This is a genomic window from Gordonia sp. YC-XJ4, assembly GCF_059511865.1.
This window is the reverse complement of the sequence record NZ_CM183447.1, coordinates 960,818-978,958: the sequence shown is the minus strand read 5'-3', so window position 1 is coordinate 978,958 and position 18,141 is coordinate 960,818. Positions and strand designations below refer to the sequence as shown.

General features: G+C 67.6%; 21 protein-coding genes. 14 read left to right on the top strand and 7 right to left on the bottom strand.

Going from position 1 to position 18,141, the window contains the following annotated elements:
- Nucleotides 1–5 precede the first annotated feature (5 nt).
- Together AC5ZH6_RS04325 and AC5ZH6_RS04320 are read left to right on the top strand one after the other, a co-directional pair.
- Nucleotides 6–1,304: an aldehyde dehydrogenase (NADP(+)) gene (locus tag AC5ZH6_RS04325; RefSeq protein ID WP_306304200.1), complete on the top strand. Its 1,299-nt coding sequence runs from the start codon at nucleotides 6–8 to the stop codon at nucleotides 1,302–1,304.
- Nucleotides 1,301–1,876: an FAD-dependent oxidoreductase gene (locus AC5ZH6_RS04320; protein WP_006372433.1), complete on the top strand. Its 576-nt coding sequence runs from the start codon at nucleotides 1,301–1,303 to the stop codon at nucleotides 1,874–1,876. The genes AC5ZH6_RS04325 and AC5ZH6_RS04320 overlap by 4 nt, the downstream gene beginning before the upstream one ends.
- Before the next feature lie 31 nt (nucleotides 1,877–1,907).
- Here AC5ZH6_RS04320 and AC5ZH6_RS04315 read toward each other — a convergent pair whose 3' ends face one another.
- Both AC5ZH6_RS04315 and AC5ZH6_RS04310 read right to left on the bottom strand, forming a co-directional pair.
- Nucleotides 1,908–2,456, bottom strand: a complete 549-nt coding sequence (locus tag AC5ZH6_RS04315) for a hypothetical protein (protein ID WP_006372432.1) — start codon at nucleotides 2,454–2,456, stop codon at nucleotides 1,908–1,910.
- Between the two features lie 146 nt (nucleotides 2,457–2,602).
- Nucleotides 2,603–3,019 (bottom strand): hypothetical protein, encoded by a 417-nt coding sequence (locus tag AC5ZH6_RS04310; protein ID WP_014358837.1) that lies wholly within the window; start codon nucleotides 3,017–3,019, stop codon nucleotides 2,603–2,605.
- A gap of 147 nt (nucleotides 3,020–3,166) precedes the next feature.
- On the opposite strand from AC5ZH6_RS04310, the gene AC5ZH6_RS04305 reads away from it, so the two are divergent.
- Genes AC5ZH6_RS04305 through mnhG form a run of 6 tightly spaced genes read left to right on the top strand, consistent with a single transcriptional unit; the run spans nucleotide 3,167 to nucleotide 9,734 of the window.
- The gene (locus AC5ZH6_RS04305) at nucleotides 3,167–6,085 is read left to right on the top strand and encodes a Na+/H+ antiporter subunit A (RefSeq protein WP_006372430.1); all 2,919 of its coding nucleotides are present in this window, start codon (nucleotides 3,167–3,169) and stop codon (nucleotides 6,083–6,085) included.
- Entirely contained in the window at nucleotides 6,082–6,738 is a 657-nt protein-coding gene (locus tag AC5ZH6_RS04300; protein ID WP_006372429.1) for a Na(+)/H(+) antiporter subunit C, read from the top strand. The genes AC5ZH6_RS04305 and AC5ZH6_RS04300 overlap by 4 nt, the downstream gene beginning before the upstream one ends.
- A complete protein-coding gene (locus AC5ZH6_RS04295) occupies nucleotides 6,735–8,342 on the top strand; it encodes a Na+/H+ antiporter subunit D (RefSeq protein ID WP_006372428.1) in 1,608 nt (535 codons plus the stop codon). Before AC5ZH6_RS04300 ends, AC5ZH6_RS04295 begins: the two co-directional genes overlap by 4 nt.
- Complete coding sequence (locus AC5ZH6_RS04290; RefSeq protein ID WP_006372427.1) at nucleotides 8,339–9,142, top strand: Na+/H+ antiporter subunit E; 804 nt, start codon at nucleotides 8,339–8,341, stop codon at nucleotides 9,140–9,142. Before AC5ZH6_RS04295 ends, AC5ZH6_RS04290 begins: the two co-directional genes overlap by 4 nt.
- Nucleotides 9,139–9,402, top strand: coding sequence for a monovalent cation/H+ antiporter complex subunit F (locus AC5ZH6_RS04285; protein ID WP_006372426.1), 264 nt, complete (start codon nucleotides 9,139–9,141; stop codon nucleotides 9,400–9,402). Before AC5ZH6_RS04290 ends, AC5ZH6_RS04285 begins: the two co-directional genes overlap by 4 nt.
- Nucleotides 9,399–9,734 carry a monovalent cation/H(+) antiporter subunit G gene (gene mnhG, locus AC5ZH6_RS04280; RefSeq protein WP_006372425.1) on the top strand — a complete coding sequence of 112 codons (336 nt, stop codon included), beginning with the start codon at nucleotides 9,399–9,401 and terminating at the stop codon, nucleotides 9,732–9,734. The genes AC5ZH6_RS04285 and mnhG overlap by 4 nt, the downstream gene beginning before the upstream one ends.
- 244 nt (nucleotides 9,735–9,978) lie before the next feature.
- On the opposite strand, the gene AC5ZH6_RS04275 is transcribed toward mnhG, so the two are convergent.
- Nucleotides 9,979–10,590 carry a TetR/AcrR family transcriptional regulator gene (locus AC5ZH6_RS04275; protein ID WP_006372424.1) on the bottom strand — a complete coding sequence of 204 codons (612 nt, stop codon included), beginning with the start codon at nucleotides 10,588–10,590 and terminating at the stop codon, nucleotides 9,979–9,981.
- 96 nt (nucleotides 10,591–10,686) lie between these two features.
- Between AC5ZH6_RS04275 and AC5ZH6_RS04270 the strand changes: the two genes are divergently transcribed.
- Together AC5ZH6_RS04270 and AC5ZH6_RS04265 are read left to right on the top strand one after the other, a co-directional pair.
- Nucleotides 10,687–11,877 carry an epoxide hydrolase family protein gene (locus tag AC5ZH6_RS04270; protein ID WP_006372423.1) on the top strand — a complete coding sequence of 397 codons (1,191 nt, stop codon included), beginning with the start codon at nucleotides 10,687–10,689 and terminating at the stop codon, nucleotides 11,875–11,877.
- Between the two features lie 29 nt (nucleotides 11,878–11,906).
- On the top strand, nucleotides 11,907–12,326 hold the full coding sequence (locus tag AC5ZH6_RS04265) for a hypothetical protein (protein WP_244421210.1): 420 nt from the start codon (nucleotides 11,907–11,909) through the stop codon (nucleotides 12,324–12,326).
- A gap of 4 nt (nucleotides 12,327–12,330) precedes the next feature.
- On the opposite strand, the gene AC5ZH6_RS04260 is transcribed toward AC5ZH6_RS04265, so the two are convergent.
- The 4 genes from AC5ZH6_RS04260 to napA all read right to left on the bottom strand — a co-directional run bounded on the left by AC5ZH6_RS04260 (nucleotide 12,331) and on the right by napA (nucleotide 15,259).
- Nucleotides 12,331–13,461, bottom strand: coding sequence for a glutamate--cysteine ligase (locus AC5ZH6_RS04260; RefSeq protein ID WP_006372421.1), 1,131 nt, complete (start codon nucleotides 13,459–13,461; stop codon nucleotides 12,331–12,333).
- Between the two features lie 36 nt (nucleotides 13,462–13,497).
- Nucleotides 13,498–14,181: a superoxide dismutase family protein gene (locus AC5ZH6_RS04255; RefSeq protein ID WP_006372420.1), complete on the bottom strand. Its 684-nt coding sequence runs from the start codon at nucleotides 14,179–14,181 to the stop codon at nucleotides 13,498–13,500.
- 166 nt (nucleotides 14,182–14,347) lie between these two features.
- On the bottom strand, nucleotides 14,348–14,842 hold the full coding sequence (locus AC5ZH6_RS04250; RefSeq protein WP_006372419.1) for a LytR C-terminal domain-containing protein: 495 nt from the start codon (nucleotides 14,840–14,842) through the stop codon (nucleotides 14,348–14,350).
- A gap of 54 nt (nucleotides 14,843–14,896) precedes the next feature.
- Nucleotides 14,897–15,259: a nucleoid-associated protein NapA gene (gene napA, locus AC5ZH6_RS04245; protein WP_006372418.1), complete on the bottom strand. Its 363-nt coding sequence runs from the start codon at nucleotides 15,257–15,259 to the stop codon at nucleotides 14,897–14,899.
- A 229-nt stretch (nucleotides 15,260–15,488) separates the two neighbouring features.
- Between napA and AC5ZH6_RS04240 the strand changes: the two genes are divergently transcribed.
- The 4 genes from AC5ZH6_RS04240 to AC5ZH6_RS04225 are packed head-to-tail and all read left to right on the top strand — an operon-like array spanning nucleotide 15,489 to nucleotide 18,139.
- Nucleotides 15,489–16,097: a peptide deformylase gene (locus AC5ZH6_RS04240; protein ID WP_006372417.1), complete on the top strand. Its 609-nt coding sequence runs from the start codon at nucleotides 15,489–15,491 to the stop codon at nucleotides 16,095–16,097.
- Between the two features lie 8 nt (nucleotides 16,098–16,105).
- Entirely contained in the window at nucleotides 16,106–17,119 is a 1,014-nt protein-coding gene (locus AC5ZH6_RS04235) for an N-acetylglutamate synthase, CG3035 family (protein WP_006372416.1), read from the top strand.
- Complete coding sequence (locus tag AC5ZH6_RS04230; RefSeq protein ID WP_006372415.1) at nucleotides 17,116–17,613, top strand: guanyl-specific ribonuclease; 498 nt, start codon at nucleotides 17,116–17,118, stop codon at nucleotides 17,611–17,613. The genes AC5ZH6_RS04235 and AC5ZH6_RS04230 overlap by 4 nt, the downstream gene beginning before the upstream one ends.
- Nucleotides 17,614–17,626: 13 nt before the next feature.
- Nucleotides 17,627–18,139: a barstar family protein gene (locus tag AC5ZH6_RS04225; protein ID WP_006372414.1), complete on the top strand. Its 513-nt coding sequence runs from the start codon at nucleotides 17,627–17,629 to the stop codon at nucleotides 18,137–18,139.
- The last annotated feature ends 2 nt before the right edge of the window (nucleotides 18,140–18,141 follow it).

Below are 18,141 nucleotides of genomic sequence, written 5' to 3'. Positions count from 1 at the left end.
AGGAACTGATCGACCTGGCCGCCGAGGAGTCCCATCTACCCCTCGGACGCCTGCGCGGCGAACTCGTCCGCACCACCTTCCAACTGCGCTATCTCGGCGAGTACGTCGCCGCCGGCCGGCACCTCGATCCGATCGTCGATCACGCCGACCCCGACTGGCCGATGGGCGCCCCGCGGCCCGATCTGCGCCGCACGCACCTACCGCTGGGTGTTGTCCTCAACTTCGCGGCGGGCAACTTCCCGTTCGCATTCAGCGTCCCGGGCGGAGACACGGCCTCGGCGCTGGCTGCGGGGTGCCCGGTGGTGGTCAAGATCCATCCCGGCCATCCGCGGCTCTCGGTACGCATCGGCGACCTCATGACGTCCGCCCTGCAGGACGCCGGCGCCCCCGACGGCGTCTTCGGCACGATCTCCGGGGTCGACGCCGGAATCACCGCGCTGACCGATCCGCGGGTACGGGCGGCAACCTTCACCGGCTCCACCCGCGGTGGGCGCGCCCTGTTCGACATCGCGTCGTCGCGTCCGGACCCGATCCCGTTCTTCGGCGAGCTGGGCAGTGTGAACCCGGTGTTCGTCACCGCCGCCGCCGACCGCGCACGCGGCGCCGAGATCGCCGAGCAGTACGTGGCGTCGTTCACCCTCGGCATGGGTCAGTTCTGCACCAGCCCAGGGCTTCTCATCGTCCCCGACGGCTCGGCGACGCATGCCGCCCTCGAGCGGGCCACTCTGCCCGCCCCGGCACCGATGCTCACCGCATCGATGCGCGCGGGCTTCGATCGCGCGGTGGGCGAGGCCACCGCACTCGACGGTGTGAGCACCCTGGCCACCGTCGACGGCGACGACGACCTCACCGCTGCCGTGCAACTGCACCGCACCACCGCGGCACACGTCCTCGACGACCCGGAGACGTTGCTGCAGGAGTGTTTCGGGCCGTCGTCGGTCATCGTGACCTACGCCGATGCCGCCGAACTCACGGCGCTTGCCGACGCACTGCCCGGTCAGCTCACCGCGACGGTACAGGGCGAGGACTCCGACGTCGGCGACGACATGCAGTCACTGATAGGCATTCTCGCTCGCACGGCCGGCCGACTGCTGTGGAATCAGTGGCCGACGGGCGTGTCCGTCACCGACGCACAGCATCACGGCGGCCCGTACCCGGCGAGCACGGCCATCCACACGACCTCGGTGGGCGCCAAGGCAATTGCGCGATTCCTGCGGCCGATCACCTACCAGAACTTCCCCGCCGGACTGCTCCCCCAGGAGCTGCGTCCCGGTGCGGGAGCCGACCCGGAGTCCTTCACATGAAGGCTGTCATCGTCGGTGCGGGCATCATCGGATGCGCTCTGACCCGGGAGCTGGCCCGGCGCGGCCTCGGTGTGGAGGTCATCGATCGCGGCGCGCCCGGCGCCGGAACGACCGCGCACGGCGTGGGTAACGTTCTCGTGTCCGACAAGGGCACTGGCACTGGCACAACTGTCCCAGACGCTATGACCATCCACCATCGACGAGATATGTCGCGCGCACGCCTAACAGCACAACATTTCTCGACACGGCTTACCACCGCGCACTCGATCCCTGACGGCTGGCAGACGTGGCTGGAGGACACCACCGTCGTCTGCCGGTGCGAGGCCACCACCCTGGGGCAGCTGCGTGGTACACACAGCGCCGAGGCGTCGGCACGCGCGACACGCCTGAACACTCGGGCCGGCCTCGGGCCATGCCAGGCACGATTCTGCGGCGCCAACGTCGACGCGATCTGCGGCGAGCGGGCCGCCGACCGCGCGGGTGCCTCCGGCCCACCCGCGGCCACACCGCAGAATCGGGCCATCGCCCAACCGATCCGACTCGGCGAGCTCGCCGGTCACGACGGGAGATAGCCACCGCACGGACCGGGAGCCGCCCGCCGGATCAGCTGGTCTGCGACTGCGTCTGGGTGGGCGCAGCCGTCTGACCGCCCGGCGTCTGACCATTCTGCTGGCCCGGCGTCTGACCGTTCTGGGTTCCACCCGGCATCTGGCCACTGCCGCCACCGGGGAATTGACCGTTGCCGCCGCCCGGCATCTGACCGTTCATGCCACCGCCGTTCATGCCACCGCCGTTCATACCCCCGCCGTTCATGCCACCACCATTTGTGCCGCCGCCCGGGAACTGGCCGTTGCCACCACCGGGGAATTGCTGCTGGGTGGTCGACGACCCGGAGTCGCCGACGACGTAGCCGGCGCCGAAGCCGAGGAGCCCGAATCCCACCGCGAGTCCGATGCCGCCGGCGATGATCGCGTTCTTGGTCTTCGACGGGATCGCCGGGCCGCCCGCTGCCGCGGGCTGGGCTGCTGCCGCGGGCTGGGCCGCCGCCGCGGGTTCGGTTGCCGGAGCGGGCTGGGTCACCGGAGTAGTCGGGGCTTGCCCCTCGTTCGGGTCGGGCACGTGGGCCTCGGTCGTGGTGTCGGGAGCCGACATGAGTCACTCTCGCTTTCGCGGGTCTGCCCGGGGCGCGTCTGACACGCGCAGTCGGGGCCTGATGGAAGTGACTCCACGGTGCCCACGTCCGCTTGGTCGGGACTGCCCGATCCCTGTGAGTCGACTGTGAAAGCGTCGCGGTGGGGCTACGTCGAGATGTGATAGAAGACCGACGTCCCCCCGGCGGCGGCCTGCGAGGTGATGCCGACGGTCACCCAATAGGTCTTGCCGTCCTTGGACGCCGAGAGCCGCACCACGGTTTGTCCGCCCACGCTGTCGCGGCCATCCTCCTGGTAGCCGGCGTCGGTGAGCGCCCGGACGGCCTTGTCGATCGGGTTACCCGCATTCGCCGGCGCCTGCACCACGACATTCCACTCATCGGTGGTGCCGTCACCGGAGATGACGTGCCCGTCGATCAGCGGGACCTGCGACGACGGGAAATCCTTCGGCAGTCCCTCGCGCTGGGCGGGCGCATCGTCGGAGCACCCTGCCGCGAACAGCATCAGCACAGTGGCGACGACCACAGCGAGGACCGTCACCACCACTCTGTCGAACCGGGGCATGCCCGCAACGGTAAGATAGACAACGCCGGTCTCGTCCGGTGACACACCGGGACAGGCGCGTGATCGCGTCTGATCGGCCGTCACCGCGACCGCGATCCGCACCCCCGTGACCACCCCGCCCACCGACCAGAGACGGAGTGCGCCCCCTTGCTCACTGTGCTGATCGCCCTGGCACTGAGCGCGCTCGTGGCACCCGGGATCATCCGCTGGATCGGCACCAAGGGCTTCTACGTCGTCGCGCTGGCCCCGTTCGGTGGGCTGCTCTGGGTGCTGACGCATTGGCCGGATTCCGACCGCGCACCCGAGGTCCAGACGCTGCAGTGGGTGCCGTCGCTGCACATGAACATCGTGATGCGGATGGACTCGCTCGCCGCGATCCTGTCGGTGCTGATCCTCGGCGTCGGCACCCTGGTCCTCTGCTACTGCGCCCACTACTTCGACGACGCGCGACCCCGCGTCGCGGTGTTCGGCGGTGAGATGGTCGCCTTCGCCGCGGCCATGTTCGGTCTCGTCACCAGCGACAACATGCTGGTCCTCTACATCTTCTGGGAGCTGACGACCGTCCTGTCGTTCATGCTCGTCGGCTACTACCGCATCCGTGCGACCTCGCGGCGCTCGGCGACGCAGGCACTGCTGGTGACCACGCTGGGCGGGTTGGCGATGCTCGTCGGCATCATCATGCTCGGCGAACGGACCGGCAGCTACCTGCTCAGCGATCTGCTCGCCCACCCGCCGGCCGCGGGTGTCTACGTCGAGGTCGCGGTGGTGCTGCTGCTCGTCGGTGCCCTGAGCAAGTCGGCGATCGTGCCGTTCCACTTCTGGCTGCCCGGCGCGATGGCCGCCCCCACCCCGGTCAGCGCGTATCTGCACGCCGCGGCGATGGTCAAGGCCGGTATCTATCTCATCGGTCGTCTCGCACCGGCGTTCGCGTCGCTGCCGAGCTGGCAGGTCATGGTCATCGGCCTCGGCTCGTTCACCATGCTCCTCGGCGGCTGGCGCTCGATGCGCGAACTCGACCTCAAGCTCGTGCTGGCCTTCGGCACCGTCTCCCAGCTCGGGTTCATGGCGGTGCTGATGGGTATGGGCGACGCGAACGTGGCGATGGCCGGCTTGGCGATGCTGGTCGCACACGCCCTGTTCAAGGCGTCGTTGTTCATGGTGGTCGGCATCATCGACCACGCCACCGGAACCCGTGACATCCGCAAGCTGGCCCGCCTCGGCCATCGACTGCCGGTACTGGCGGCGATCGCCGCGGTGGCCGGGGCGAGCATGGCGGGGTTGCCGTTCACGCTCGGCTTCGTCGGCAAGGAGACGGCGTTCGGCACCGTCTGGGAGACCGGGTCGCTGCAACCGTGGCAGGCCGAGACCGTCGACATCGTGCTGCTCGTCGGCTCGGTGATCACCTTCGCCTACACGTGCCGCTTCCTCTGGGGCGCGTTCGGACGCAAGGTCCGTAGGCTGCCGACCCGGGCCGTCGCCAAGATGCACCCACCGTCGCCGATGTTCCTGCTCTCGCCGCTGCTGCTGGCCGCGCTGGGCGTCATCGCCGGATTCTGGAGCGGATGGCTCGGCCACTGGTTCGAGCCGTACGCCGAGTCGCTGCCCGCCTACGGTCACGAGCTCGAGCACCTCGCGATGTGGCACGGTTTCGGGTTGCCGGTGGTGTTCTCGGTCATCGTCGTTCTCGGCGGTGCGGTGCTGTTCCTGGTGTTGCGGCGCCTGCGCGATGTGGTGTTCGGGTCGCGCCCGCTGATCAACGCCGACCGCATCTACGACGCCACCCTGCGTGGCGCCGACACGCTGTCGCTGTTGCTGACCCGCAACACCCAGCGCGGCTCGCTGCCGGTGACCCAGGGCGTCATCTTGTCGACGATGATCATCCTGCCCACCGTGATGCTGTTCCTCGGCAACCGGAACACTTTGGAGCCCAACGGTTTCGACTCGATGACGCAAGCCGTGATCGCGGTGATCATGGCAGCGGCGGCGCTGGCGACGGTGATCCTGCGCAATCGGCTCGCCGCGACCCTGGTCGTCGGGGTGACCGGTTACGGATGCGGCATGCTGTTCGCGCTGTACGGTGCCCCCGACCTCGCGCTCACCCAATTCCTGGTGGAGACGCTGACCCTGGTGATCTTCGTGCTGGTGCTGCGCAAGCTGCCTGCCGAACCCGAGCCGCGGCATGCGACCGGGTTCAAACCGCTGCGGGCGGCGATCGGTCTGGCGCTAGGTGTCTCGATCGTGGCGATCGGCATGTTCGCCGCCGCCGCGCGCTCGGCCCAGCCGGTCAGCATCTCGATTCCCGAGGTCGCCTACAAGTTCGGGCACGGCGCCAACGCCGTCAACGTGCTCCTCGTCGACACCCGCGCGTGGGACACCCTCGGCGAGGTGTCGGTGCTGATCGTCGCCGCCACCGGCGTCGCGTCGATGGTGTTCCGTAACCGCCGCTTCGGTGCTGCGCCGCGGGTGGCCGACGCCGCCCGGCACTTCGGAATCACCGATGACGACGACGATCCGATCCCGCCCGACCGCACGACGTGGTTGTTGGGCAGCGAGTTCCGCGACCCGCGCCACCGGTCGATGGTGCTCGAGGCGACCACCCGTCTCATCTTCCCGACGATGGTGGTGCTCTCGGTCTACTTCTTCTACGCCGGCCACAACTCGCCCGGCGGCGGCTTCGCCGGCGGCCTGACGATGGGCTTGGCGCTGGTGCTGCGGTATCTCGCGGGCGGGCGCTACGAGCTCGGTGAGGCGCTACCGGTGGAACCGGGTACCTTCCTCGGCGCCGGACTGCTCATCTCGGCGTCCACCGCGGTCACCTCGATGTTCCTCGGCGCCCCGGCGTTGTCGTCGGCGGTCTTCCAGATCACCGTGCCCGTGCTCGGCGACATCAAGTTCGTCACCGCGCTGCTCTTCGATCTCGGCATCTATCTGATCGTGATCGGCCTGGTGCTCGACGTCCTGCGCAGTCTCGGCGCGCGCCTCGACGTCGAGACCGGTGCCGGCTTCCCGAGCGGACCGCTGCGCCGCCAGGACGCCGGTGAGCGTCCGGGAGGTGCGGGCCGATGAGCGTCAATCTCGGCCTGCTCGTGGTCATCGCGATCATGATCGCCTGCGGTGCCTACCTGCTGATGGAACGCAGCCTGGTGCGGATGTTGCTGGGCCTGCTGGTCGCGGGCAACGGCGTCAACCTGCTGATCCTGGTACTGGCCGGCGGGATGGGCAATCCGCCGATCATGGGCCGCTCCTCCGAGGCCCGCCCGCACGACGCCGATCCGCTCGCCCAGGCGATGGTGCTCACCGCGATCGTCATCACGATGGGTGTGGCCGCGTTCATCCTCGCCATGGTGTACAGGCTGTTCGTGCTCAACCGCGACGAGGACGTCGACGACGACACCGAGGACGTCAAGGTCGCCACCAGCTCCCTGCAGTCGGCCCCGGACCGCGACCGCAGCGACGACCCGGTGACCGGCGCCGACACCAGTGCGGGTGACTTCTTCGACGACGAGGGCAACCCACTCACCGAGGAGGAGTACATCGCGCTGCACCGCGAACGGATCGAAACCGACCTGATGCCCGAGGACGCCGACGTCGTCGACGAACTCGCCACCGATGTCGTCGACGTCATCGAGACCGGCGAGGCCTATGCGGAGCCGGGCGGAAGCGGTACCGGCAATTCCGACGGCACGAGCAGCGATGACTCGGACGGGGGACGTTCATGATCCCCCAGGTCTCGTGGTTCCCGGTGCTCATCACCCTGCCGACACTGACGCCGATGCTCGCGGCAGCTCTCACGTTGCTGCGCGGGCGCAACCCGCTGTTCCAGCGGATCGTGACCGTCTCGGCGCTGATCGTGACACTCGTCGCGTCGTGCATGATGCTCTACCTCACCAATGCGCACGGCACCTACTCGCTGGCGATCGGTGGCTGGGACGACAAGGGGCATCCGAACGGACCGTTCGGGATCACGCTCGTCGTCGATCAGCTCGCGGCGTTGATGCTGGTGGTGGCGACGCTGGTGCTGCTGTGCGTCGTCGTCTACGCGATCGGCCAGGGTATCCGTGACGGTGCGTCCGAACAGCCGGTGTCGGTGTTCCTGCCGACCTATCTGATCCTGTGTGCCGGCGTGTGCAATTCGTTCCTCGCCGGTGACCTGTTCAATCTGTTCGTCTCCTTCGAGGTGCTGCTCGCCGCGAGCTTCGTGTTGCTCACCCTCGGCGCCACCGGCGATCGCGTGCGGGCCGGCGCGTCGTACGTGATGGTGTCGATGGTGTCGTCGCTGATCTTCCTGGTGGGGATCGCCTTCGCCTATGCGACCACCGGCACGCTCAATCTCGCCGAGATGGCGGTACGCCTCGATCACGTCCCCGACGGCACCCGCAACGCGCTGTATGCGGTGCTGCTCGTGGCCTTCGGGATCAAGGCCGCGGTGTTCCCGCTCTCGACATGGCTGCCCGACTCCTATCCCACCGCCCCGGCGCCGGTCACCGCGGTGTTCGCCGGCCTGCTCACCAAGGTCGGTGTGTACGCGATCATGCGTACCCACACCCTGCTGTTCCCCGGCGGATCGATGGATCCGATCCTGCTCGTCGCCGGTCTGCTGACGATGATCGTCGGCATCCTCGGTGCGATCGCGCAGTCCGACATCAAGCGATTGCTGTCGTTCACGCTCGTCAGTCACATCGGCTACATGGTGTTCGGTATCGCCCTGTCCTCCGAGCTCGGGATGAGTGCGGCGATCTACTACGTCGCCCACCACATCCTGGTGCAGACGACGCTGTTCCTCGTCGTCGGACTCATCGAACGGCAAGCGGGGTCGGCGTCGCTGCGCCGGCTCGGCGGGCTGATCGCCAGCCCGGTGCTGGCGGCCCTCTTCTTGATCCCCGCGCTCAATCTCGGTGGTATTCCACCGTTCTCGGGTTTCCTGGGCAAGGTCGCTCTCATCCAGGCGGGTACCGAGAACGGGTCGGTACTCGCGTGGGTACTCGTGGCCGGTTCGGTGGTGACCAGCTTGCTCACCCTCTATGTGGTGGCCCGTATCTGGACCAAGGGATTCTGGCGTCCGCGCGCCGATGCCCCCGAGGGCGAGCTCTCCGACAGCGCACCGTCGGCACTGATCGACGAGAGCGCCGACATCGCCTTCGACGACCGCGAGGACGTCGGCCGCATGCCGATCACGATGGTTGTCCCCACCGCGCTGATGGTCGCCGCCGGGATCGCCCTGACCATCTGGGCGGGCCCGATCTTCGGGTTCACCGACCGCGCGGCGACCGACATCATGAACCGCGACGTCTACATCGGATCGGTGCTCGGGAGTGGCCGATGAGTGAGAAACATGAGAAGCAGCCGCGTGAGACCAGGCCCGACCGCATCGCCCCCGTCAAACCCGTAGGCAAGGGGCCGGTCAAGCGACTGCTGATCAACACCGCCCGCTACTCGGTGCTGTTCTTCGCCTGGACGACGGTCAGCGCGTGGGTGTGGCTGCACAACCGGCTGCGCATCCCGCGGTGGCTGGGCAACGACAGTCGCGAGGCCGCGGTACGCCTGTGGTCGATCGCGTGGCTCACGTTCGTGTGGGTGTTGTTGTGGGGCACCGTCTCCTGGGCGAACATCATCGGCGGCATCGTGTTGGCCGTGGCGATCGGGGTGCTGCTGCCGTTGCCGCGGGTGCCCGTCGAGGGTCGGATCCACCCGTTGACGGTGCTCGCGCTGATCGGTCGGCTCATCGTCGATTTCTTCGTCTCCAGCGCGCAGGTGGCGTGGGTGGCCGTCCGACCGGGCAAGCCTCCGCTCGGCGCGGTGATGCGGGTGCGCGTCGCCATCAAATCCGACATGGTGCTGACGTTGGCCGTGGACTACCTGAACCTGGTCCCCGGGACGATGGTGCTCGAGATCGATCACCGCCGTCGCATGCTCTACGTCCACGTCTTCGATGTGCGCTCGGACAAGAAGGTCCGGCAGTTCTACAAGCAGGTGTCCTTCGTGGAGCGGATGTTCATCAAGGCCTTCGAGCGCGACAGTGAATGGCATCCGAGCCCCTATCACGGCATCGACGACGACTACCACCACGTACGACCCGCCGACCGCGCGAGCGCCCAGGGTCTCGGCGACGGGAGCAGCCGATGACCGTCATGTGGTTCTTCATCGCGATCGCGCTACTCATCTCCGCGGTGCTGGTGATGGCCCGAATCCTGTTGGGGCCCACCACCCTCGATCGGCTGGTCGCGCTCGACGCACTGATCGCCCTGTGCATGTGCGGGCTGGCGGCGTGGACGGCCTACAGCGGCGACACGACGGTGGTGCCGGGCATCGTGGCACTGTCGCTGGTGAGCTTCGTCGGGTCGGTGGCCATCGCCCGTTTCCGAGTTCGGGATGATCAAGCATGATCGCCGACATCGTCAGTGCCGTCTTCCTGACCATCGGAGCGCTCATGGCGGTCACCGCCGCGATCGGCATCCTGCGCTTCCCCGACACACTCTCGCGCATGCATTCGGCGACCAAACCCCAGACGCTGGGGCTGTTGATGATGCTGATCGGTGCGATGGTCAGCATCGGCGGCACGCACGTCGACATGGGCATGCTGGTCCTGGCCGGACTGTTCGCGCTCATCACCGCACCGGTGGTCGCCCACCGTATCGGCCGTCTGGTCTATCAGGAGCAACGCGCCCAGGACGGGCTGATGTCGCGGGACCAGATGGAGCGCGGGGACCGGGACTAGCAGTGAGGCAACGTCACCGCGGGTGGGTGACGATGATCTGCGCCGTCCGCCCGCTCCGCCACTCCACCCTGCGATCGGTGTAAAGCGTCGGCACCCACTCGGCGAGGTGAGCGTTGGCGATCGGCGCGGCACAGTGGGGTCGGGATCAACGGACCAGCGGGACACAACTGTACGAAGGGCATCGAACTTACTGTCTCGCTGACTGCCGAGGCCCGGAGCCAGAGCGGATTGGCAGCTCGGGGGATCACGTCACCGCGCCGATCCCGTCGACGAGTGCGATCGCACGGGCCTCGGGAACACCCAACATCAGCAGACTCGTGATCGCGGCGGCTGCGGCGCCATCCCCGGCTGTGTCACCCCTGGCCGTGTCACCGTCGGCGATGGCGAAGACGGCTCCGTAGGCGACCTGACTCAGCAGGTTCGCAGGCAGGTACCGGGCAAACACACCGGCGTCCTGACCACGCTGGACGAGGTCGGCGAGCCGCTCGTCGATAGGCCCGAGCAGGGCGTGGATCGCTTCGCCGTATTCGCCGCGACGCAACGCCACCAGCACTCGGTACCGATTCACCACCGGCCAGAGCCGGGACACGAATTCCGCCCATGCCGCATCCGCATCAGCGGCGTCGACGTCGGCGAGCACGGCGGTCATCTCGGTCACGGCGCGTCCGGTGAGCGTCCGGATGAGTTCGACCCGGGAGGGGAAGTGGCCGTAGACCGTTCGTCGGACAACGCCTGCCGCCGTGGCGATCTCACCCATGCCGGCATCGGGGTTGGCGCCCAGCACTTCGAGTGCGACGTCGAGGATGCGATCGCGCGTCTCGGCTGTCGAGCGCGCGCGAGAGGAGTCAGGGGCCATCGCACCATGTTTGCACACTGGTGTGCAGTGGAGTACGTTGCACACCAGTGTGCAACGAGACATCTCACTGCACCTCGACGCCCAAGGAGAATGGCCATGGCCGCACTGACACCCACCACACCGCCTACCACTGCGGCCGCCGTACGCCCGGTCACGGTCTCCTTCTCCGATGCCGAGATCGATGATGTGAAGCACCGACTCGCCCGGACCCGATGGCCGGATCCGGAGACGGTTGGCGATTGGTCACAGGGGGTTCGGCTGGAGAATGCCCGGTCCCTGGTCGACCATTGGGAGCACCGCTACGACTGGCAACGCCTCGAAGCCGAGCTCAATCGGTTCCCCCACTTCCTGACCGAGATCGACGGGCTCGACATCCACTTCATCCACGTCCGATCGACCGTTGCGAATGCGATGCCGCTGATCCTGACGCACGGATGGCCGGGCTCGATCATGGACTTCCTGGCGATGATCGGCCCATTGACCGATCCCGAGTCTTTCGGCGGGAACGCCGCCGATGCCTTCGACGTCGTCATCCCTTCCCTTCCCGGGTTCGGGTTCTCCGGCAAACCGAGCACGACCGGGTGGAACGTCTCACACATCGCGAACGCGTGGGCGGAACTGATGAAGCGCTTGGACTACACGGAATGGACTGCGCAGGGCGGTGATTGGGGTGCGGTCGTGACCACCGAACCCGGGGCCATGGCACCAACAGGGCTCCTCGGAATTCACCTGAACACCCAGTATGCCTTCCCCACAACGATTCCCGAGATCCTGTCACCCGACGAGCGTCGCGCCGTGGAGAGCCTCGCTCTCTACGCCGACAACCTCGGCGGGTCAAACCACCTTCAGCGCACCAAGCCCGAGACCGTCGGGTTCGCACTGGCGGACTCCCCCGCCGGACAGGCGGCCTGGATCTACGAGAAGTTCCAATCCAAGACCGACAATCAGGGACTCGCGGAGGATGCCCTCGACGTCGATGACATGCTCGATGTGATTTCGCTCTACTGGCTCACCAACAGTGCGGCATCGTCCGGACGAATCTACTGGGAGAACGGCTCGGCCGGCTTCGCGGGCCCGACGCTGACGCTCCCGGTCGCGGTGACCGTTTTTCCCGCGGACATCCCACGCCTGCCTCGGACGTGGATCGAGGACACCTATCGCAGCCTCGTTCACTATGGCGAAGCCGAACACGGAGGGCACTTTGCCGCGCTCGAACAACCCGAGATCCTGGTCCGCGAGATCCGCGCCGGGCTGCGCAGCCTGCGTTCCTGCCCCCGGCTCAGGTGACGTATCGCACCGAGGTCGCACCAATCCCGTTGAGGAACGCATCGGAGGCATGCGACGCTCGTGTCGCAGCAATCCTGCCGGGGATCACCGGTCCTCTGCCCTCACCGACACTGGCCGAGCACATCGCGCACGACGTCTTCGCCGCCCTCGACCCTCGCTATGCGCGACACCTGAGTCCGATGCGCGTCGACACCCAGACCCGCACCTGGCGGACAGTCGACGGGACCGACGTCGAGATCGTGGTGCAGTGGGCCAAACACATGCACCCCAACGGAACCTACAACTGGGTCACCGTCGGTCCCGGGGGCGCAATCGTCGAGGTGGAACGCGAATCACACTGGGACTACCCAGCCGGACGGCGCGCCACCGAACAGTGGGATCACGACGGGTGGATCGCCGCACGAGAGGGCACCGGACCCCAGTTGGCTGCGCCGAACGCGCTCACGTGAGCCCTCACTCCAGCTCCGACACCACCGAGGCCACCACGTCACGCATGTCGTGGGTCTGTGAGTACACGGCCCGCTGCCGCTGATAACTGGTGCCGCGCTCCGCGATTGCGGCGACCTGCGAGAGTTCGTCGAGGCATCGCAGGTCGGCGGCGACCGGCTCGAGCCGGACCAACAGGTCGGCGAGATCGTCGGTGACCAGCCGCTCGTTGCAACGTGAGTCCAGGATGACGATCGCATCGAGGCCGTAACGTGCTGCGCGCCACTTGTTTTCCTGAACCAACCACGGCGCCATCTGCGGGAGTTCCTCGCCCGCCGACAGCCGGCGGTCGAGATCGACGACGAGACAATGGATCAGCGCGACCACCGCCGAGAGTTCGGTGAGGTTGGTCATCCCGTCGCACACCCGTACCTCGATGGTGCCCAGGTGCGGTGACGGCCGGATGTCCCAGCGGATCTCGTTGATGTGGTCGATGATCCCGGTCGTCTTCTGGTCGGCGACAAACGCCTCGAACTGGCTCCACTTCTCGAACTGGAACGGCAGCCCGGCGGTCGGCAACTGCTGGAACATCATCGCGCGGTTGCTGGCATAGCCGGTGTCCTGGCCCGCCCACATCGGCGACGACGCCGACAACGCCAGCAGATGCGGATAGTAGTTGAGCAACGACGACAAGATCGGTAACACCTTGTCGCGGTGGTCGATACCGACGTGTACGTGCACACCCCAGATGAGCATCTGCCGACCCCACCACTGGGTGCGTTCGATCAGTTCGGCGTATCGATGCCCCTCGGTGAGCAATTGCGTAGACCATTCGGCGAACGGATGAGTCCCTGCGCCGTACAGATCGACACCGAGCTCGTCGACCACGCCGCGCACCGCGTCCAGGGTGTGCGAAAGGTCGGCGACCGCCTCGGCGGTGGTGTTGCAGATGCCGGTGACGAGCTCGACGGTGTTGCGCAGCAGTTCCTTGTGCACCTTGCCGTCCAACCCCGGGAACCGTGCGCCGACCTCGGTGAACAGATCCGCCGCCGTGTTGGACAGATCGCCGGTGACCTTGTCGGTCAACGCGAACTCCCACTCCACCCCGAGCGTCGGGGTCGGCGAACCGCGGAATCCGATGAGGGTGTTGACCGGCATCAGTTCAGTCCAGGGGCGCCGGTTGTGGCGGCAGACTTACTGCGCCGCCGAGATCTGACCGCACGCCAGACGCGCCCCGCCGTCACCGGTGCTCATCGTCTCCTCGTCCGGGCCGGGCTGGCCGTTGGAGGTGTACCGATTGGGGATGTTGGCGAAGTTGTCGGCGTTCTCGTGGATGATGATCGTCTTGTTGGCGATCTGCGACAGGTCGACCGCCGACGTCGAGGTCGTCGTGGAACCCGATCCGTCGGACAGGATGTTGATCGACACAAGGTCACCGCTCGACGGGTGACCGGTGTGACCGTCGACCTGCAGGTGGCCGCCCGCCGAGACGAACTTGTCGGCCGTGGTGCAGGTGCTGCCGGAGTGGATGTGCATCGCATGGAATCCGGCGGGGATACCACTGCCGGCCTTGACGGTGACGGTGACACCGAGCGCGGAGCCGTTGGGCCGGAAGACGGCCTCACCGATGCTCTTCCCGTCGGTGTTGATCAGCGAGGCGGTTTCGGTCTGGCCACCGCTGGCCGGGATGTTGTCGGCGTCCACGAGACCACCCTGGGGTGCCTGGTCGCCGGTCTGCACAGCCGGGGTGGTGCCCTTCTCGCTGGTCGTCGGCTCGTTGGGAGTACATGCCGCCAAGGCCAACCCGACGGCACCCGCCGACGCGAGCACCGCGAGGGCACGCATGGTCGCAGAGCCTGCTTTCGAATTGACGGTCATCTCGCTCCTCGAGTGATGTGTGATGGGACACCGGCACCCATGCCGGCACAGATGTCGGCACTCGTGCCGGGGTCAATGCCGTGGGCCTCGGCACTGAAGTATGCGGGATCGGCGGTGCGAGTGCCTGATCGGGGGTGCCCGGGATTCCCGGGTGAGGTGTGCCGGGTCATCGCTGCACCGCGACGACGGCGATACCGCCGACGCACCTGCTGAAGGAACTCCCCAGGTTCGCGCGGGAGTCGACGGTGTAATCGTTGTCGAGGGCCTGGGCGATCTTGTCGGCCTGGTCCTTCTGCGCCGGCGACGAGTACACGACGGTGTTCTGCGAGAAGCCGCCGTCGTAGTTGCTCTGGGCATTGATGCCGATCGTGGTGAAGCCCTTGCCCTTGAGTTCTTCGTCGACCTCGGTCGCCAGCCCGGTGACGGTGCCCGCGTTGATCACGCAGATCCGGGCGTTGCCGGCCGCCGAGGACGAGGTGCTCGCCGGGGCACTCGTGGTGCTCGGCACGCTGGACTGGGCGGCCTGCAACTGGGCTTCGGGATTGTCGCCGGACGTCGCCGCGTGATGCCATCCCAGGGCCACGAACACGATGGCGACCGCAAAGAGCACCATGGCCCCGGCCCGCAGTGGCAGGCGGTTCGACTCGCGATCAGCATTCATCACCGATGACCTTAACGCACATCGGCCGGTGCGCCCGCGACGCTGCCGCCGCCGCTAGGTGATCTCGAACCCGAGCCGACGCGCCGCGCGCGCCTTCTGCCGGGATGCCCGCAGCCGGCGCAGCCGCTTGACCAACATCGGGTCGGCGGCCAGCGCCTCGGGACGATCCACCAGGGCGTTGAGGATCTGGTAATAGCGGGTCGCCGAGAGTCCGAAGAGTTCCTTGATCGCTTCTTCCTTGGCCCCCGCGTACTTCCACCACTGCCGCTCGAAGGCGAGGATGTCGTGTTCGCGGCGCGACAGACCGTCGGGTCCGACCGCATTGGGGTCGACCGCCTGCGCACCATCGTCGGGAGTGGTCACCGAATCCGGCCGATCACTCTGCTGCTTCTGGTCACGCGCTGCTGCGCCGTCCATCTCGCTCCCTCGAAGATCTCGCTGCAACACCTCACACCGCGCACTTTCCGACGAGCCGGCCATCGAGAATCACAGCGGTGTGGTTCGTGAATATCTAACCACGCACGGCACCGGCCGAGGTGGTGTGACTCGCGGGGGAAGCCGACCCCGCTCACCCCGTCCCCGAGCCGCGCCGTGGCCCGCCGTCACCGACGGTCGACGAATATTCGCGCACAGTAATCTGTCCCGCATGGCAATCCTCCCGATCTGCATTGTCGGCGAACCGGTCCTGCATCGCGCGACCGAGCCGGTCGAACTCGACGCGCAGGGACGACCCTCGGCGGAGATCGTGACCCTGCTCGACGACATGTACGAGACGATGGACGCCGCCAACGGTGTCGGCCTGGCCGCCAACCAGGTCGGGGTCGGCAAGCGGATGTTCGTCTACGACTGCCCCGACGGCGAGTCCCGGCTGTCGACGACTCGGCGTCGCGGCGAGGTCGTGAACCCCGTGCTGGAGACCTCGGAGATCCCCGAGACCATGCCCGACCCCGACGACAACGACGAAGGCTGCCTGTCGGTGCCCGGCGAGCAGTTCCCCACCGGGCGGGCCGACTGGGCGCGGGTCACCGGAGTCGACCGCACGGGCGCCGAGGTCGTCCTCGAGGGCCGCGGGTTCTTCGCGCGGATGCTGCAGCACGAGGTCGGTCATCTCGACGGCTTCCTCTACGTCGACGTCTTGGTCGGCCGCAACGCCCGCGCCGCCAAGAAGGCCATCAAACGCAATGGCTGGGGCGTGCCCGGACTCACCTGGGTGCCCGGCGAGCAGGCCGACCCCTTCGGCCACGACGACGACTGATTCCGGCGATGGCGGTGGGCGATGACGGACCCGACCTCGGCGCATACCGAGGCGACCGCGTCGTGGTGCGCTATCTGTTGGGCGAGGCAACTCCCGCCGATTGGCGCGACTGGCCCAACCCGGCTCCGGCACGCTCCGGTGGTCCCACCCAATCGGACGTGACCGGGTTTCTCGTCGAAGACGGGGACCCCGTTCGACTCGACCGAAACGGCACCGTCGAAGAGATTCCGCGCGCGGCGATCACCTCGCTGCGGGTGTTGTCGGCGGTTCCTGTGCGCAACAGCGAGATTCGCGCCCTCGAGCACGCCGCGGCCGCAGCCTGGCCCGGCACCGAGCAGGCGTGGATCGAGGGCTGGTTGGTGCGGGCCGGTGCAGGCATCTCCCGGCGCGCCAATTCGGCCATCGCCCTGGACCGTTCGGCGCGCCTCGACCCGGCCACCCGATCGGCCATCGAATCCTGGTATGCCGCCCGCGATCTGCCGACGCTGATCGCGACACCTGAACGACCGGTACCACCGGGGGTCGACGGTGTGCCCGCATCGCCGGTCATCCACGTGTTGACCGCCGGGCCCACCACCAATCACCCATTCCCCGAACACCCGGACGTCATCCTGCGATCGACCCCGACCCCTGACTGGCTCCGGGCCTACCTCGGTCCCGACACCGACATCGATTTGGCCACAGCGGTATTGGGCGCGACCCTCGACGACGCGCCGGTGACCTTCGCCGCCATCGAGGATGCGGGCCGACCGATCGCGATCGGGCGCGGCGCGGTCACCGAATCACCCGACGGCACACGCATGCTCGGCCTGACGGCGCTGTGGACCGATCCGGCGCGACGCCGCGAACATCTGGGCGACGCCATGCTCACACGATTGCGGCAATGGGGTGCCGAGAACGGGGCCGCGCGCGCGTACCTGCAGGTCGAGTCCGGCAACCGGATCGCCGGCACCTGGTATCGTGCACGCGGTTTCGCATTGCACCACCGCTACCGCTACATCGAACCACGGACGTCGTCGTGACCGGCGGGCCGAGAGGTCGCGGCGCGGCCGGCCCGAGTCCCGCTCGGCGTCGGCGGCAGGCGGTGATCTCCGCGGCGGCACTGGTGGTGATCGCCGTCGTCGTGATCGTGACATGGGTGATCGACAACTCCCACGACGGCTCCTCGTCATCGGGGGCCTCGTCGTCGGGGGTCTCGTCCACATCTGCCCCGTCGAACACCCGGGTTCCCGCCCGGGTGCGCCAGACCCTGGCGCTCATCGATGCGGGCACATGGCCTGCGGCGGCCAACGCACCGGGTACCCGCGGCGGAATCGTGTTCCGCAACAACGAAGGTCGGCTACCGTCGACCACGTCATCCGGAAAGGCGATCACCTACCGCGAATGGGACGTCAACCCGAAGGAGCCGGGCCGATCCCGCGATGCGGAGCGCATCGTCACCGGCAGCGACGGATCGGCCTGGTACACCGACGACCACTATCAGACCTTCGTACTCATCAGGGGCCCGACTTCATGAAGACGCGGAACACATGACAACACAACAGGTGTCGCTGCGCGAGTTCCTGATCGGCGCCGCCGGGCGTGGACCGGCGGTGGGGTTGATCGTGGGCCCTGATGACGTAGCCACCACCGACGACGTGCCCCGACCGGACGGTTTCCGAGTGCGGGTGATCACCGGCACCCGACTGACCACTCGCCCCGATGTGTTCGACGAGTTCGCTCGAAGTTGGCGATTCCCCGACCATTTCGGGCGCAACGCCGACGCCTTCGACGACTGCATGCGCGACCTCGATCAGCCCGCGGGAATCACCGGATTCCTCACCGTGCTCACCGACGCCCAGCACGTGCTGCCGCACGCCGACGACACATTCGCCTGGTTCGCGCGATCACTGGTGTTTTACCGGGATCACTACCGCGACTTCGCCGATCCCCCGTCCACATTCGCCGTGTTGCTCTCGACGCCGGTGGCGGCACGCGGGGCCACCCTGGCGCGGTGGCGGGCCACCGGCATCGCCGTCGCGTCGGTGATCCCGGACAGCTGAGG

What these genes read in the sequence shown, in the direction of transcription:
- AC5ZH6_RS04310 (WP_014358837.1), bottom strand. Translation starts at nt 3,019, where the DNA reads ATGCCCCGGTTCGACAGAGTGGTGGTGACGGTCCTCGCTGTGGTCGTC.
- AC5ZH6_RS04290 (WP_006372427.1), top strand. Translation starts at nt 8,339, where the DNA reads ATGAGTGAGAAACATGAGAAGCAGCCGCGTGAGACCAGGCCCGACCGC.
- AC5ZH6_RS04240 (WP_006372417.1), top strand. Translation starts at nt 15,489, where the DNA reads ATGGCAATCCTCCCGATCTGCATTGTCGGCGAACCGGTCCTGCATCGC.
- AC5ZH6_RS04300 (WP_006372429.1), top strand. Translation starts at nt 6,082, where the DNA reads ATGAGCGTCAATCTCGGCCTGCTCGTGGTCATCGCGATCATGATCGCC.
- AC5ZH6_RS04275 (WP_006372424.1), bottom strand. Translation starts at nt 10,590, where the DNA reads ATGGCCCCTGACTCCTCTCGCGCGCGCTCGACAGCCGAGACGCGCGAT.
- AC5ZH6_RS04320 (WP_006372433.1), top strand. Translation starts at nt 1,301, where the DNA reads ATGAAGGCTGTCATCGTCGGTGCGGGCATCATCGGATGCGCTCTGACC.
- AC5ZH6_RS04235 (WP_006372416.1), top strand. Translation starts at nt 16,106, where the DNA reads ATGGCGGTGGGCGATGACGGACCCGACCTCGGCGCATACCGAGGCGAC.
- AC5ZH6_RS04250 (WP_006372419.1), bottom strand. Translation starts at nt 14,842, where the DNA reads ATGAATGCTGATCGCGAGTCGAACCGCCTGCCACTGCGGGCCGGGGCC.
- mnhG (WP_006372425.1), top strand. Translation starts at nt 9,399, where the DNA reads ATGATCGCCGACATCGTCAGTGCCGTCTTCCTGACCATCGGAGCGCTC.
- AC5ZH6_RS04255 (WP_006372420.1), bottom strand. Translation starts at nt 14,181, where the DNA reads ATGACCGTCAATTCGAAAGCAGGCTCTGCGACCATGCGTGCCCTCGCG.
- AC5ZH6_RS04260 (WP_006372421.1), bottom strand. Translation starts at nt 13,461, where the DNA reads ATGCCGGTCAACACCCTCATCGGATTCCGCGGTTCGCCGACCCCGACG.
- AC5ZH6_RS04285 (WP_006372426.1), top strand. Translation starts at nt 9,139, where the DNA reads ATGACCGTCATGTGGTTCTTCATCGCGATCGCGCTACTCATCTCCGCG.
- AC5ZH6_RS04295 (WP_006372428.1), top strand. Translation starts at nt 6,735, where the DNA reads ATGATCCCCCAGGTCTCGTGGTTCCCGGTGCTCATCACCCTGCCGACA.
- AC5ZH6_RS04225 (WP_006372414.1), top strand. Translation starts at nt 17,627, where the DNA reads ATGACAACACAACAGGTGTCGCTGCGCGAGTTCCTGATCGGCGCCGCC.
- AC5ZH6_RS04315 (WP_006372432.1), bottom strand. Translation starts at nt 2,456, where the DNA reads ATGTCGGCTCCCGACACCACGACCGAGGCCCACGTGCCCGACCCGAAC.
- napA (WP_006372418.1), bottom strand. Translation starts at nt 15,259, where the DNA reads ATGGACGGCGCAGCAGCGCGTGACCAGAAGCAGCAGAGTGATCGGCCG.
- AC5ZH6_RS04270 (WP_006372423.1), top strand. Translation starts at nt 10,687, where the DNA reads ATGGCCGCACTGACACCCACCACACCGCCTACCACTGCGGCCGCCGTA.